This is a genomic window from Micromonospora sp. NPDC048835 (assembly GCF_040649995.1).
Classification (GTDB): domain Bacteria; phylum Actinomycetota; class Actinomycetes; order Mycobacteriales; family Micromonosporaceae; genus Micromonospora.
The window spans coordinates 63,455-78,917 of record NZ_JBEZGM010000022.1; the positions used below are offsets into that span (position 1 = coordinate 63,455).

The following is a 15,463-nucleotide window of genomic DNA, read 5'->3' on the forward strand; positions in this document are numbered from 1 at the left end:
CCGCGAGACGCGGAAGGGGGCCGGTTCACGCTACTTCTGGACGAAGACCGCCACGCTGCGCGCCGGTACGGTGAGCCCGCCGGTCGCCCGGTCGAACGAGGCGGTACGCAGCGCCGGGTCGGCCGATTCGACAAGCACCGGGTGCAGTGCCACGTCCGCGTCGCGCAACCCGGTCACCGTCTGGGTGGCCGTTGACGGGGTGCTGTTGAAGACGACGGTCAGCGACGTCCACGGCCCGCCCAGCCCCCGAGCGTCCAGGGTCATGGTCAGCACGCCGGGCGTCTCCTGCGCACCGGACAGCGGGAACGCGACCCGCCGCTGCACCTGCTCCGCGGTGGCCAGCCCGAACACCGGCGACGACGCCCGGATGCGCAGCAGCTCGGCGTACCGGGCGTCGGTGGTGTTGATCGCCGCGCAGTCCGGCACCAGCGCCGGGTCGGCCAGCAGCGGCTTCGCGTACGACCACTTGTCCTCGTTGTCGGGCGCGGGCGGCAGACCGACGCCGAACCCGTTGCCCTGTTCGCAACCCCAGCGGATCTGGTTGAACCAGTCACCGGAGTTGTACGAGTTGCGGTCCAGCGACTTCGACCGCAGCCGTTCGGTGCCGGCGGTGACGAACCCGGTGCCCTGCCCCAGCACCACGGTGCTCAGCGCCAGCACCTGCATCCGGGAGCGGTCCGCCGCCGAGGTGGCCTGCGGCAGTTTGTACGCCAACGCGTCGTACAGGATCTCGTTGTCGTGTGCGTCGGCGTAGGTGACGGCCTCCCCCGGCGCGGCGGTGTAGCCGGCCGGGGAGCCGTTGTAGTCCACCTGCGCCCCGGTGACCTGGCGGCCGGCGGTGTCGGTGAACCGGTAGCCGCGCAGGTTGCCGGTGAGCCCCACCTTGATCAGGTCGTGGGCGTGCAGCAGGCGGGTCTTCTGTTCGGTGGGTGACCCGTTCACCGGGTCGCCGTTCGGGTCGGTGTAGAGCCCGGAGGCGAAACCCTGCACGCGCGGGTTGGCGTCGAACGGGCCGCCGCCGCGCACCGCGTCGCGCAGCCGGTCGTTGAAGGTGCCGATGCCGGTGCCGGCCATGTTGGCCTGGGTGGCCTGCACGAACCGGGCGTCGTCGGCGACCTCACCGAAGTTCCAGCCCTCGCCGTAGAGCAGGATCGACCGGCCGTCCACGCCGTCGCGGGCGACGGTCAGCCGGTCCAGTGCCGCACGGACGGCCAGGATGTTCGCCTTCGGGTGGTGACCCATCAGGTCGAAGCGGAAGCCGTCCACCTTGTACTGCCGGGCCCAGGTGACGAGCGAGTCGACCACCAGCTTGCCCATCATGGCGTGCTCGGGAGCGGTGTTGGCGCAGCAGGTGGAGTTGGCCACCGCGCCGTCCTCGAGCAGCCGGTGGTAGTAGCCGGGCACGATCTGGTCGAGCACCGACGTCGCGTCGGTGCCGGCCGCCGACGTGTGGTTGTAGACCACGTCCATCACCACGCGCAGCCCGGCGTCGTTCGCCCCGGCGACCATCCGCCGGAACTCGGCGGTCCGTGCCGCACCGACCGGGTCGACGGCGTAACCACCCTCGGGCACGGTGTAGTGCAGCGGGTCGTACCCCCAGTTGTAGCCGTCGGTCTCGGCGACCGCCGCCACGCACTTCTGCTGCTCGGCCGAGTCCGGTGGCAGCGCCGCCAGGTCGCAGGCCGGCTGGCGCTGGTCGGCCCGCCGCTCGGGGATCGTCGCGAAGTCGAACGCCGGCAACAGGTGCAGGTGGGTGACCCCGGCCGCGCCGAGCGCCCGCAGGTGGGTCATGCCGGCGGTTCCCGGGTCGGTGAAGGCGAGGAACGTCCCCCGCCGGTCGGCCGGCACACTCTCGTCGGCGATGGAGAAGTCCCGCACGGACAACTCGGTGATCTGCGCCTTCGCGGGCGGCACCGGCGCCGGTTTGCGCAGGGTGCGCCACCCGGCCGGGGCCAGCGCCGGGTCGTTCAGGTCGACGATCTGGCTGTGCGTGGAGTCGGCGGCGAGGGCCACCGAGTACGGGTCGGTGACCGCCGCGGTGACGATCCGCTGCGCCGCGGGCTGCCACGCCCGCACCTCGTACCGGTAGAACTTGCCGGTCCAGGAGCGCTCACCGCGCACCGACCAGACGCCGGTGCGGTCGTCGCGGCGCATCGGCACCGTCTTCGGCGCGGCGGTGGGCGAGTCGAACAGTTGCAGGCGCACGCTCTGAGCGGTCGGCGCCCACAGCGCGAGGCTCGGCGTCCGCTCCGCGAACGTGGGCCCGAGGGTGGCGTCGGTCGCCCGGGAGTACACGTCGTCGAGCACGCCGGGGGTCTGCACGCCGGTCGCGGCGAGCAGCGCACCGTCGGCGTCGCGTTCGGTGACGAGCACCTGCCCCCGCAGCGCCGCCGGGACCGAGGCCAGGTCCGCCCGGTCCAGGGCGAAGCTACGGTACGACCACAGGTGCGGGAACCTGTCGCGTTGGGCCTCGGTGAGCCCGTTGCGCTGCGCCCGCAGCGGCATCGTGGTGTACGTGCCGGTCAGCTCGCCGTCGACCACGCTCACACCGCCGGTGCGCGCGACGACGAGCGCGTACGTCCTGCCGTCGGTCGACGGTCTCTGCCACGCCACTGTGGCCCTGTCGATCCAGTGCGCCTTCTGCCTGCTGATGTCGGTGTCCCCGGTGGCGGTGGTGACCGTCGACGGCAGCAGGCGGCCCGGCGTGGCGGCGAGCAACCACACCTCCCGGCCGGCGCTGGCGAAGTCGAGCCGCTGGTCGTCGGGCAGGTCCTTGGTGTCACCGTTGTGGATGATGTAGTTCAGCCCGGTGGCACCGGCCGCCAACGGCACCCGGAACACCGCCCCGAACGCGTCGACGGTGCTCGGCCGCAGCGGGGCGGACCACTCGGTCGGGTTGGCCGCCCCGTCCCACAGGTGCAGGCCCCAACCGTCGTAGTTGCCGTCGGCCCGCCGGTAGTGCAACACCGCGGTGCCCTCCTCGACCGGCGGGTCCGGCTCACCGGTGGCCGCCTGCCGGCTCGGGTAGATCGCCGGGTCGCCCTGTCTGAGCCAGATCTCGCCGGTCCGGGTGAGGTCGATGCTGCGGTCCTCGGCGACGTCCTTCGTGCCAGCCTTGTCGACGACCAGGAAATTCACCGACGTCGCGCCCGGCTTGAGCTTCACCCAGGCGAACCGGCCGTAGGAGTCCTCCCCGGCGAACGGCTGCCCCTTCGGCCACTCGGTGACGTACGCCGGGTCGACGTCGCCCCAGGCGTAGAGCCCCCAGTCGTCGTACCCACCGGCGGGACGCTGGTAGTGCACCACCGCCCACTCCCGGGAGCTGCCCGGCGCAGGGGTCCCGACGACCGCGGTGGACCGGGCGGTGGCGGTACGGCCCCGACCGTCGCGGACCACCGCCTTGTACTCGACCCGGGTGCCACCGGCGAGGCCGGTCAGGTCGTGATTCACGGTGTACGGGGCGTGGTCGGCGCTGCCCAGCAGCGTCCACCGGCCGCCGGCCACCCGCGCCCCGACGGTGACGGTGGCCAGCGGGTCGCCGGTCACCCGGGCGGTGACCGCCGCCCGGGTGGCGACCGGCGCACCAGGAACCGGACTGGTGATGATGATCGTCGGCTTGTCGGCCGCCGCCGCGACGGGGCTGCCGGCCCGGTACACCACCGCCGACAGCGGCGGCACGGTGACCGTCAGTTCGCCGTCCCCGCCGGCGGTGGCGCGGTCGGTGCCGCCGTAGATGCCGGTGAAGGTGGTGCCGGCCGACCAGGTGTCCACGGTGACAGTCTGCGCGGTGTCGGCGTTGTTGAGCGCCACCACGTACTCGGTGCGGTCGGCCGGGGCGATCCGGGAGGCGGCGAAGACGCCCGGCCCGTCGGCCGCGTACCGGGTGACCTGCACGCCGTCGCGCAGCGCCGGGTGTGCCTGGCGCAGCCGGCCCAGGTCGGCGATGGTCCGGTACAGCGGGTGGGCCGGGTCGAACTGGTCGCTGGCGTGGGTACGGTCGGTGCCGAGCAGGTCGTCGTCGAGGTAGTCGGGGACCGACGAGGCGAACATGTCCTGGCGGGCGTCCTTGTCCCCACCCGGGCCGGTGAAGCCCTGTTCGTCGCCGGAGTAGACCACCGGCTGCCCACGGGTCAGGAACATCAACTGATGGGCGAGCTGGTCACGACGCAGGTGACTGGCCGGGTCACTGCCACCTCCGGCGATGAACGACCCGATCCGGCCCATGTCGTGGTTGCCGAGGAAGGTGGGCAGCCGGCCCGCGTCGGTGTCCCGGGCCGCGTAGAGGTCGTCACGGGCGTACACGTCGGCGAGCGCCTTCGCGGAGCCGGCAGCGGCGGTGAAGCCGCGCGCGGCCTCCTGGAAGGCGAAGTCGAGGGTGGCCGGCAGGCCACCCTGGCGGACGTAGCTGGAGCTGATCTCCGGGTCGGCGCTGTACACCTCGCCGAACATGAAGAAGTCCTTCTTGCCGGCCTTTTCGGCGGCCCGCTCGATGCCCTGGCTGAACTGCGGCCAGAAGTCCATGTTGACGTGCTTCACGGTGTCCAACCGGAACCCGTCGACGCCGGTCGCGCCGATCCAGTCCCCGTACGCCTTGGTCAGCCCCCGGACCACCTCGGGACGCTCGGTCCACAGGTCGTCGAGGCCGAAGAAGTCGCCGTACTCGCTGTTCTCGCCGGCGAAGGTGGAGTCACCCCGGTTGTGGTACATGGTGACGTCGTTCAACCAGGCCGGCACCTTGACCGTGGCGTCGTCCGGCTCGGCGAACGTCGGCGTGTACGGGAACGATTCGCTGTCGACAGGCGGGAACGCGCGGCTGCCGTCGGCGTAGTTGCGGTCCTCGAACGCCCGGCCCTGCGCGTCGGTGTACGGCGAGGTCGCCTTGTCGACGTAGGCGTACCGGTCTTCGGCGTACTTGATGACGTCGGCGGTGTGGTTGACGATCACGTCGAGGTAGATCTTCATGCCGCGCTGGTGGGCGAGCCTGACCAGCCGCTTCATCTCCTCCATGGTGCCGAAGTGCGGGTCGACCTGGGTGAAGTCGGTGATCCAGTAGCCGTGGTAGCCGGCCGAGATGTCGTTGCCGGAACCCTGCACCGGCCGGTTCTTGAAGATCGGGGCGAGCCAGATGGCAGTGGTGCCCATGCCCTGGATGTAGTCCAACTTGTCGATGACGCCCTTGAGGTCGCCGCCGTGGTAGAAGCCCTTGTCGGTGGGGTCGAGGCCGGTCCGCAGCCGGTCGCCGGTAAGGCCGCCCCGGTCGTTGCGGGGGTCTCCGTTGGCGAACCGGTCCGGCAGGACGAAGTAGAACTGCTCGGCCCGGGCGGAGGTGCCGCCCGCCTTCAGCAGCGCCTCGGCGGTGGGTTCGGCACCCCACTGCGGCGCGCCGGCGACCACGAGTGGGGCGCCGTCGGACGGGCGGGGGCCCGCCGCAGCGGGGTGCACGGCGACCGGAGTGCCGACGAGCGTGACGGTGAGCAGTGCGGCGAGGGCCAGCAGGGCGGTACCTGAAATCGGCGAGGGTCTCATCGACGCCTTCCTCTGGTCGCTGATTGGCGCACGCTAACCCTTGCCGAAACAATCTGCAATGCCTTGCAAACATGGTCGCAACAAAGCAGCATTCTTGCGGAAGCGCCGGTCAGAAACCGTCGCAGCGCCCTCCGTCCACGGTGCAGTCGCGCGGCGTGTGCGACGCCCGCTCCATGTGGAAACGCAACGACACCGAACCACCTGGCGACACCTCGACCCCACTGAGGTACGTGAAGCCGTCGTCGCCCTGCCGGAGCGTCCCCTGCGGAACGCCCTCCACCCAGGCGGTCACCAGCCGTCCACCCGGAAACTCCAACCGCACCGTCCAACCACGGCTACGGGCGGACGTGTTGACCATCGACACCTCGCCGATGAAACCCCCGTCGAAGCTCTGCACCACCCGGTACCGCCCGGTCATCGCCGGCTGCCCCGAGGCTGCCCGGCTCGGCGACCGCGTCGCCGTCGGCCTCCCGGTCGGACCGGCAGTCGGACCGACCGTCGGTGACCCGGACGCAGTGCTCGGCGGCAACCCACTGGCCCGCCCGGACAGCCCCGGCATCACCGGCACCGGAGACGGCGCCGACGTGGGCGCACTCGGCGCCGACACCGCGGACGGCACCGGCAGCGCCGGCGGCTGCGCGCCGTCCGGCGCCGGGCTCCGCCCCCGGTACGCGCCCAGGGCCACGATGAGCAGGACCACCATCACGACGACACCGGCACCCACCACGATCCAGGGTGACGTGGCGATCGCCACTGGACCGTGCGGCGGGCGCGGAACACGGCGCATGCCGGACATGTACCTCCTTCAGTGGACCGTCCGGGCAGCGTAGCGATCGGTGGCCCACGCCGGGAAGCCTCGACGGCGCACCAGGGTTCCGGCTCCGGCTCAGCCGATCCGGCAGTCGACCCCGTTGATCGTGCACGCGATCGGTCGCTGCGCCGACTCACCCCAGCCGACGCGCAGCCGCAGCGTCCGCGAGTCACCAGGCTTCATCGAACGGGTGCCGCGCACCACGAACCGCCCGTTCCCACGCCCCCGCACCGAGACGCCCGAGTCGTCACCGACCCGCAGAGCCCACGTGTCGTCGTCGAACGCCAACTCGACCTGCCAGTCCAGCGACCGGGTCGACAGGTTGTCGATCGACAGCGACGCGGACTCCCCGTCCCAGCCGTCCGTACCGACCTGGTACCGGGCGCTGACCGTGTCGTCCGCCGATGCCGACGGCGCCACCAGGACACTCGTCCGCCCGGGAGTCGGCGAGCCGGTCACGGTGGCCCGCGGCGACGGCGTCCGACTGCTCCGCGACGGACGCGGCGACACCGAGCGCCGCTCCACAGCCGCCGGGGTCGGCCCACTTGTGGCCGACGCGGCACCCGGCACGGTCGGCAGGAACGCCGGAGGCGCGGCCTGCGGCGCGGCGTTCCGCTCCCTCGTCCGGAACGACAACAGCGCGATCACCAGGAGCACCACGAGCGCGCACACACCGAGCAGCACCACGACCCACGGCACCGACGCCAACACCCGCGCCGCACGCGAACCTGCCGCACCATCCGGCCGCACCGCCATCAGGTCTCCCCTCGTCCCCACCGACGCGACAGCGTAGCCAGCGCCGCGCAAACCGGAAACCGGGCGGGTACGGATCGGGCCGAGCGGCCCCGGTCGGTCAGCCCGTCCGGACGACCGTGCAGATGAGCGGGCCGTCATCCGAGATGCGCAGCAGGTAGCGGTACCGCTCTCCCGGCACCGCCTGCCCCCGACTGTCCAGGAACTCCCACTCCACCGCCACCATCGTCAACAACGCGGACACCTGCTGCACGTCGTCGATCCGGGCGTGGGCAGCGACCAACTGCCGGTCCTGGTAGTCAGGCGCCGCACCCACGAAGGACAGTGCCACCGCCGCCGTCGACGTGAACGAGAAGCTGTAGGTGTCGGCCACCACCAACCCCGGCAGGGAGTAACAGCCGGCGATGCCCGGCAGGTCGCCGGAGGTCAACGCCACGCCGTACCGGTCGAAGAAGTCGGCCAACGTGTCAAGATCCGTGGAGGCGTTCACGGTCACACCAATTGCCGGTGACCACCCAGGTCAAACCTCAGCGCGACGGCACCCGCACCTCGATCTCCGAACCCAACCGGGCTTCGGCGGCCAGACCGAGGTCGTCCCCACTCCAGAACCGTCCCGGGTCATACCAGTTCGGACGCCGACCCGCCGGCAACAGCCCCATGGCCTCATAGGTCACTGCCACCACCTCGGCGCAGTACGCCGTCTCCAGCGCCCGGTCCCGCTCCCCCGCCGACCCGACGGGGCTGGCGGCGGCCGGGGTGGGCCGAAGCGCCGGACGGCCGGGGCGCGGCAGCGCCGGCACCCGGCCCCGCACCCAACGCCACGCCAACTGCGCCGTCGACGGGAACGGCGTGCCGTCCAACCGCGCGATCGTCCGCAGCACCGCCCGCTCCATCTCCCCGTCCGCCGGCGGGTCGAGCTGCCGCAGCCAGGCCCGTTGGCCGTACCGGTTGGCCCAGACGCCTACCGCGTCCCGCAGGTCATGCAGTTGGACGCCACGCTGGTGGGTGCCCGACCACAGGTCCGGTAACGACCTGCCCAACTCCGCGTGCCACATCAGCGGCGGCAGGTCGTCCAGCACCACCGCCATCCCGACGTGGTTCACCGGGCTGTTGGTGGTGAACTGGATCGCCCGGTCCGGCACGCTGCGACCCCGGAACACCCACACGTCACCGGTGCGGGTCAACTCGACGGCCTCATCCAGGCTGATGCTCATGGGGGTCTAGCCTAGGCCGATGCGGCAACGAATGCGGTGGTGGAAGGTTCTCGGTCTGGCCGGCCTCGCCGGCGTCGCGGCCTCCGGCGTGGTCATCGCGCGGGCCGAACGGCGGCGGCGCGCGTACACCCCGGAGGAGATCCGGCAGCGGCTGCTGGAGCGACACGCCCAGGCCGGCGACGCCACGAAGCCCGCCGACCCGGCCTGACCAGCCGTCCCCTGTCGACAATGGACGGGGCGGCCGGGCCGGTCGAAGATCGATACGATGAGGGTATGACGACGCCCGTCGCACAACGGCCCTTCGTCCTGTCCACCCCTGCCGCGGCGATCGAACGGCACGGCGACGTAGACCTGCACCTGCCCACCGTCGGCGATCCCGCGCCGGCCGTCGTGGTGGTGCACGGCGCCCCCCTGCCACCCGACGCACCCGACCCCCGCGACTGGCTGCTCTACCGCGGCTACGGCGCTCTGCTCGCCGCGAGCGGCGTGGTCACCGCGCTGGTCAGCTACCAGGTGTCCGACCTGTCGGCGCTGCCCGCCGCAGCCGACGACATCGCCGCGATGGTCGAGCAGGTCCGCGCCGACCCGCGGGTCGACCCCGAGCGGGTGGTGCTGTGGTTCTTCTCCGGCGGCGGTCTCTTCGCAGCCGACTGGCTCCGCGTCCCGCCGCCCTGGCTACGCGGGATCGCACTGACGTACCCGCTGCTCGTCCCGTTCCCCGGCTGGGAGGTCGACGCTCGGTTCCTGCCCGTCGAAGCCCTCGACGCCGGCACCGGCGTGCCGTTGGTGCTCACCCGCGCCGGCCAGGACATCCCCCCGGTGCTGGCCGGCATCGACGCGTTCCTCCCCGCAGCAGGCGCGCAGGGATGGCCGATGCGGGTGATCGAGGTACCGGACGGCCAGCACTCCTTCGACATCCTCAACCACGGCCCGCAGTCCGAGGCGGCCGTCCTTGCCGCCCGCGACGCGGTCGTGGAGCTACTCAAGGCAACCTGAGCCCTTCCCGCCCCACCCCACCCATCCACCCCGTCGCCGCCTCGCCCGGTCGACCGGCGAGGCGGTCAAGGCATCGCGACCGCCGCGTGATCGTGCTCAACCCTTGTTGTGGTGGCCTCGCGGTGGCGGGAGGGGCCTGTTTCCTGGATTGAGCACGATCATGCGGGCCGCGAGGTTCCGGACAGCGCGTCTCACCTGTCCAGCCAGCCCTGCACCATTTGGGTCCGGCCCGTTCGGCGCGGCTCGGTCAGACGCGCGGCGTAGAGCCGCTTGATCCACTCGCGTTCCCTGATGTCGGGGGGTCCCTGAACCCAGGACACGGCGATTTCCGTGAACGCGAGTGGATCAGGCTGCCGTGGTCGCCGTGTCGGATTCGATGACCCTGCGGGATGGGGGTTTTCGCCGGTTTCGCGAGGTCTGGCGAGTGGCCGGGGTCACCCGGACGACGGAATCGCGGGCCGGGCGGGGCGGTTATACCTCCGAGGCCGCCACAGCCGGTCGGGATGGCCGGGCCGGGCCGCACGGCACGACCACCGCCGGGCCGCACGGACCGTCGAGCCGCAGGGCTTTGGCCGGGAACACCCGGCCGGTCGCCTCGGTTACATCCCCCGCACCGCCAAGCAGCACGGGCCCAGAAGCCCGACGCAATGATCCGCCACCCCGGACCGTTGTGCACCGTCCCGACGCCGGCCCCAACAGGCCGCCAGGACAACACACCCCTACCTCCCGCGTGGACGCTGCCCCCCGTCACGCCACGCGGCACCCCCGATGAAGCAGAGGAGCACGCCACCATGCGTACCGATCTGATTCGTAAGACCGCCCTGACCGCCGCCGGCCTCGCCTTCACCGGCGGCGCCATCGCCGGCCCCGTCACCACCGCCTTCGCCGCCCCGAACACCAGCAAGCCGGCGTCGCAGACGCAGACCGACCGCAAGGGCCACGGCGAGCGTCAACTCGGCGTGCGCTACGAAGCCCAGCCGAACTTCTACTACTGCGGCCCCGCCGCCACCCGCAACGCCCTGTCCCGTACAGGGCAAGGACATCAGCGTGGACGCCATGGCCAAGGAGATGGGCACCACCGAGGCCGGCACCAACTCCATCAACGACATCACCCCGGTGCTGAACAAGGAGACCGGCAAGAACGACGCCTACCACTCCGTCGAGATCAGCACCCCCAAGGCCGACGACAAGCAGACCGACAAGCTGCGCGCCGACATCGTCAAGACCGTCGACGACGGCCGGGCAGTGGTCGCCAACATCGCCGGCACCACCACCGACACCGCCGGTGGTATCCACTCCTTCGAAGGCGGGCACTACATCAGCGTCGTCGGCTACCGCGACAACGGCACCACCGTCACCATCGCCGACTCCGCCGACCCCAACACCGCCTCCTACGACGTCACCGTCGAGCACCTCGCCGACTGGATCGCCACCCGCGGCTACTCCACCAGCTGACACCAACACCAGCACGCCCACAACGAAGGGCCGGACCCCACCCGGGGCCCGGCCCTTCGCCATGCCCACGCCCGAAACCTGAGCAACCTCGCGGATGTTGCTGCCTCCCACTCCCGGGAGACAGCAACATCACTGTTGTTGCGCAGATCTTGGCGGCCGCCGTCCGGCTCCGCCGCCGTTCGGTGGCTTGTGGCGTCAGTTGGTGGCGGCGGCTTGCGACGGCAGGTGGTGGCGAGGACGGCTAGGTCAGCGACCGTTGCCCGGTCGGACCGGATCGACGCCGGACGCCGCCTCGGTCGCATGACCGCCGGACGCCGCCTCGGTCGCATGACCGCCGGACGCCGCCTCGGTCGCATGACCGCCGGACGCCGCCTCGGTCGCATGACCGCCGGACGCCGTCTCCATGCTGACGGAATTGTCGGCCGACGTGGCCCGGTGCGCGCGTCGGCGCAGCCACCAGGTGCTGCCCAGCCCGGCGAGCACCGCGAGGACCAGCCCGGCCCAGGAGATGTCCTTCAGCCAGTGTTCGGCCGCGCGGCCGACCGAGTAGAGCAGGTACGTCGTGCCGAAGGCCCAGACCAGGCCGCCGGCCGCGTTCGCCACCAGGAAGCGGCGGTACGGCACGTGCAGAGCCCCGGCGAGCGGCCCGGCCAGGATTCTCAGCAGTGCCACGAACCGACCGAAGAAGACCGCCCAGACGCCGTGCCGCGCGAAGCTCTGCTCCGCTCGGGCGAGCTGCGCCGGGCCCAGGTGCTTGGGGAACCGTCTGCCCAGCCGGGCGAGCAGCGGACGACCGCCGCGCCGGCCGATGGCGTACCCGATGGAGTCGCCGACGATGGCGCCGAACGCCGCGGCGCTGGCCACCCACTCCGGCTCCACCACGCCGGTGGCGGCGAGCAGGGCGGAGCTGACCAGGACGATCTCGCCGGGCAGCGGGACGCCCATGCTCTCCACGCCGATCACCCCGGCGACGATCAGGTAGATCAGGCCCGGAGGCAGCGCCGAGAGCCAGTGCTGAACGTCGATCACCCGGCACCCCTTCCGAATCGGCCCCGACCCTACCCCGCCGACTGGCGACGCGGCGCGGTCGTGGGGCGTCCACACCGTGACGCCGGGTTGCGCAGATAGCAAGACGGACGTACGGTTTTGTTGAAAGCGGATTCGGGCGGTAAGTGTCACCTAACCTCGGCGGCACCCCGGCCGGTGCGACAGACTGCTCAGGACTACTCACGGTCGCTGGTGTGAAGGAGTACGACGTGGCGAGCCTCGACACCTTCGGTGCGAAGACCCAGCTACGCGTCGGAGACGCGAGCTACGAGATTTTCAAGATCGACAAGGTGGACGGCCACGCCAGGTTGCCGTACAGCCTGAAGATCCTGCTGGAAAACCTGCTGCGGACCGAGGACGGCGCGAACATCACCGCCGACCACATCCGGCAGCTCGGCGGGTGGGACTCCACCGCCGCCCCGAGCGTGGAGATCCAGTTCACCCCGGCGCGGGTGCTCATGCAGGACTTCACCGGCGTGCCCTGCGTGGTCGACCTGGCGACCATGCGCGAGGCCGTACGCGACCTGGGCGGCGACGCCACCAAGGTCAACCCCCTCGCTCCGGCCGAGCTGGTCATCGACCACTCGGTCATCGCCGACCTTTTCGGCCGCGAGGACGCGTTCGCCCGCAACGTCGAGCTGGAGTACGAGCGCAACAAGGAGCGCTACCAGTTCCTGCGCTGGGGTCAGACCGCGTTCAACGAGTTCAAGGTCGTGCCGCCGGGCACCGGCATCGTGCACCAGGTCAACATCGAGTACCTGGCCCGTACGATCATGGAACGCGGTGGGCAGGCGTACCCGGACACCGTGGTCGGCACCGACTCGCACACCACCATGGTCAACGGCCTGGGCGTGCTGGGCTGGGGCGTCGGCGGCATCGAGGCCGAGGCCGCGATGCTCGGCCAGCCGGTCAGCATGCTGATCCCCCGGGTGGTGGGCTTCAAGCTCTCCGGTGAGATGCCGGCCGGCACCACCGCCACCGACCTGGTGCTGACCATCACCGAGATGCTGCGCAAGCACGGTGTGGTCGGCAAGTTCGTCGAGTTCTACGGCCCCGGCGTGAGCGCCGTGCCGCTGGCCAACCGGGCCACCATCGGCAACATGTCCCCGGAGTACGGCTCCACCGTGGCGATCTTCCCGATCGACGCGGAGACGATTCGCTACCTGGAGCTGACCGGCCGCGACGCCGCGCAGGTCGCGCTCGTCGAGGCGTACGCCAAGGAGCAGGGCCTCTGGCACGACCCGGACCACGAGCCGGACTACTCCGAGCGCCTGGAGCTGGACCTCGGCACGATCGAGCCGTCGCTCGCCGGCCCGAAGCGCCCGCAGGACCGGGTGCCGCTGGGCAGCGCCAAGACGCTGTTCCGCTCCGCGCTCACCGACTACGTGGCCGACGACTCCACCGGCGAGCGCGACCTCAAGCCGAGCGTGGCCCGCGAGGAGCTGCCGCGCGGCGCGAACGGCCCGGCCGACGAGGCCAGCGCCGAGTCCTTCCCGGCCAGCGACCCGCCGGCAAACGAGTTCAGCGACCCGGCGGACGAGCCGCGCGATCTGGAGACGGCCGCCGCCGGGGCCGGTGGCCGGGCCACCAACCCGATCCGGGTCACCGGCAGTGACGGCGTCGAGTACGAGCTGGACCACGGTGCCGTGGTGATCGCTGCCATCACCTCCTGCACCAACACGTCGAACCCGCAGGTGATGATCGGTGCCGCGCTGCTGGCCCGCAACGCCGTCGACAAGGGCCTGTCCCGCAAGCCGTGGGTGAAGACCACCCTGGCGCCCGGGTCGAAGGTCGTCATGGACTACTACGAGCGGGCCGGCCTCACGCCGTACCTGGACAAGCTCGGCTTCAACCTGGTCGGCTACGGCTGCACCACCTGCATCGGCAACTCGGGTCCGCTGCCGGAGGAGGTGTCCGCCGCGGTCAACGAGCACGACCTGTCGGTCGTCTCGGTGCTCTCCGGTAACCGGAACTTCGAGGGCCGGATCAACCCGGACGTCAAGATGAACTACCTGGCGTCGCCGCCGCTGGTGGTCGCCTACGCCCTGGCCGGCACGATGGACATCGACCTGGCCAACGAGCCGATCGGTGAGGACTCCGAGGGCAATCCGGTCTACCTGCGCGAGATCTGGCCGAACAGCGCCGAGATCCAGGACGTCATCGCCCAGGCGATCGGCGCCACCGGTTTCAGCGCCGCGTACGCCGATGTCTTCGCCGGCGACGAGCGGTGGCAGTCGCTGCCGACCCCGACCGGCGACACCTTCGCCTGGGAGAACGACTCCACCTACGTGCGCAAGCCCCCGTACTTCGAGGGCATGCAGCAGGAGCCGAGCCCGGTCGTCGACATCTCGGCCGCCCGGGTGCTGGCCAAGCTGGGTGACTCGGTGACCACCGACCACATCTCGCCGGCCGGCGCGATCAAGGCGGACTCCCCGGCCGGCACGTACCTGGCCGAGCACGGCGTGCCTCGCCACGAGTTCAACTCGTACGGTTCGCGCCGCGGTAACCACGAGGTGATGATCCGGGGCACCTTCGCCAACATCCGGCTGCGCAACCAGTTGGTGCCCGGGGTGGAGGGTGGCTTCACCGTCAACCACCTCACCGGCGAGCAGACCTCGATCTACGACGCCTCGATGGCCTACCAGGAGGCCGGCATCCCGCTGGTGATCCTGGCCGGCAAGGAGTACGGCTCGGGCTCGTCGCGGGACTGGGCGGCCAAGGGCACCATGCTGCTGGGTGTCCGGGCCGTCATCGCCGAGTCGTACGAGCGGATCCACCGCTCCAACCTCATCGGCATGGGCGTGCTGCCGCTGCAGTTCCCGGTGGACGTCACCGCCGAGTCGCTCGGCCTGACCGGCAGCGAGACGTTCACCATCACCGGGGTGACCGCCCTGAACGACGGTGAGACCCCGCGCACCGTGCAGGTCAGCACCGACACCGGCGTGGAGTTCGACGCCGTGGTGCGGATCGACACTCCCGGTGAGGCGGACTACTACCGGCACGGCGGCATCCTGCAGTTCGTGCTGCGCCGCATGATCGCCAACTGATCGCGTACGACTGGTGGAAGGCCGCTCCCGCTCCGGCGAGGGCGGCCTTCGCCGTTCCAGGCGAGGGATGCTCGCTGTCAGAGCGCCCGTAGTCGCTCGGCTACCGCGTCATCCACGGCGCGGCACGCGTAACCCCGTAACCGCCGTCGCAGGGTGGCTGTCCGAAGCGTGTCTCGCGCGGCAGCCCGCAACACGGCACTGTCGGCGGCCACAGCCTCATCGACCTCGGCGAAGAGACTCTCGACCTGACGCATGTCGTAACCGCCCAGAGCAACCACGAACGGCAACGGCGTGATGGCGGGTGGTCGCGTCGGTCCGCTCGGGGTGCCCGGTTGCGCGAGTGCAGCCAGCCGTTGGGCTATCGCCGCGTCCACGTCCCGGGGGGCGTAGCCCCGTAGCCGCCGTCGCAGGGTGGTCGCCCGAAGCGTGTCTCGCGCGGCAGCCCGCAACACGGCACTGTCGGCGGCCACAGCCTCATCGACCTCGGCGAAGAGACTCTCGACCTGACGCATGTCGTAACCGCGCAGAGCAACCACGAACGGCAGTGCCATGTGGCCACCATATCGATCGCCGCTCGCGCCCTTGGTCAGGCGGACCACTACTGGCACGGCAGC

The 15,463-nt window shown here is 71.2% G+C and carries 11 protein-coding genes and 1 pseudogene; 5 read left to right on the plus strand and 7 right to left on the minus strand.

What is annotated here, in order from left to right; translation table 11 throughout:
* Nucleotides 1-30 precede the first annotated feature (30 nt).
* Together pulA and AB0C15_RS24155 are read right to left on the minus strand one after the other, a co-directional pair.
* The gene (pulA, locus tag AB0C15_RS24150) at nt 31-5,526 is read right to left on the minus strand and encodes a pullulanase-type alpha-1,6-glucosidase (RefSeq protein WP_357355413.1); all 5,496 of its coding nucleotides are present in this window, start codon (nt 5,524-5,526) and stop codon (nt 31-33) included.
* Nucleotides 5,527-5,635: 109 nt separating this feature from the next.
* A complete protein-coding gene (locus tag AB0C15_RS24155) occupies nt 5,636-5,884 on the minus strand; it encodes a hypothetical protein (RefSeq protein ID WP_357355415.1) in 249 nt (82 codons plus the stop codon).
* A 13-nt stretch (nt 5,885-5,897) separates the two neighbouring features.
* Here AB0C15_RS24155 and AB0C15_RS24160 point away from each other — a divergent pair, with 13 nt between their 5' ends.
* Nucleotides 5,898-6,356, plus strand: a complete 459-nt coding sequence (locus tag AB0C15_RS24160) for a hypothetical protein (protein ID WP_357355417.1) — start codon at nt 5,898-5,900, stop codon at nt 6,354-6,356.
* 56 nt (nt 6,357-6,412) lie between these two features.
* Here AB0C15_RS24160 and AB0C15_RS24165 read toward each other — a convergent pair whose 3' ends face one another.
* The 3 genes from AB0C15_RS24165 to AB0C15_RS24175 all read right to left on the minus strand — a co-directional run bounded on the left by AB0C15_RS24165 (nt 6,413) and on the right by AB0C15_RS24175 (nt 8,304).
* On the minus strand, nt 6,413-7,093 hold the full coding sequence (locus AB0C15_RS24165) for a hypothetical protein (RefSeq protein WP_357355419.1): 681 nt from the start codon (nt 7,091-7,093) through the stop codon (nt 6,413-6,415).
* Between the two features lie 97 nt (nt 7,094-7,190).
* Entirely contained in the window at nt 7,191-7,580 is a 390-nt protein-coding gene (locus tag AB0C15_RS24170) for a hypothetical protein (protein ID WP_357355421.1), read from the minus strand.
* A gap of 37 nt (nt 7,581-7,617) precedes the next feature.
* Entirely contained in the window at nt 7,618-8,304 is a 687-nt protein-coding gene (locus AB0C15_RS24175) for a hypothetical protein (protein ID WP_357355423.1), read from the minus strand.
* Between the two features lie 19 nt (nt 8,305-8,323).
* On the opposite strand from AB0C15_RS24175, the gene AB0C15_RS24180 reads away from it, so the two are divergent.
* The 3 genes and pseudogenes from AB0C15_RS24180 to AB0C15_RS24190 all read left to right on the plus strand — a co-directional run bounded on the left by AB0C15_RS24180 (nt 8,324) and on the right by AB0C15_RS24190 (nt 10,755).
* Nucleotides 8,324-8,512: a hypothetical protein gene (locus AB0C15_RS24180; protein ID WP_357355498.1), complete on the plus strand. Its 189-nt coding sequence runs from the start codon at nt 8,324-8,326 to the stop codon at nt 8,510-8,512.
* Nucleotides 8,513-8,577: 65 nt separating this feature from the next.
* A complete protein-coding gene (locus AB0C15_RS24185; protein ID WP_357355425.1) occupies nt 8,578-9,300 on the plus strand; it encodes a hypothetical protein in 723 nt (240 codons plus the stop codon).
* A gap of 791 nt (nt 9,301-10,091) precedes the next feature.
* A pseudogene (locus AB0C15_RS24190) lies at nt 10,092-10,755 on the plus strand (C39 family peptidase).
* A 246-nt stretch (nt 10,756-11,001) separates the two neighbouring features.
* Here the strand turns inward: AB0C15_RS24190 and AB0C15_RS24195 are convergent.
* Nucleotides 11,002-11,784, minus strand: a complete 783-nt coding sequence (locus AB0C15_RS24195; RefSeq protein WP_357355427.1) for a DedA family protein — start codon at nt 11,782-11,784, stop codon at nt 11,002-11,004.
* A gap of 212 nt (nt 11,785-11,996) precedes the next feature.
* Between AB0C15_RS24195 and AB0C15_RS24200 the strand changes: the two genes are divergently transcribed.
* Nucleotides 11,997-14,849 carry an aconitate hydratase gene (locus AB0C15_RS24200; protein WP_357355429.1) on the plus strand — a complete coding sequence of 951 codons (2,853 nt, stop codon included), beginning with the start codon at nt 11,997-11,999 and terminating at the stop codon, nt 14,847-14,849.
* A gap of 77 nt (nt 14,850-14,926) precedes the next feature.
* On the opposite strand, the gene AB0C15_RS24205 is transcribed toward AB0C15_RS24200, so the two are convergent.
* Nucleotides 14,927-15,400 (minus strand): hypothetical protein, encoded by a 474-nt coding sequence (locus AB0C15_RS24205; RefSeq protein ID WP_357355431.1) that lies wholly within the window; start codon nt 15,398-15,400, stop codon nt 14,927-14,929.
* Between the last annotated feature and the right edge of the window lie 63 nt (nt 15,401-15,463).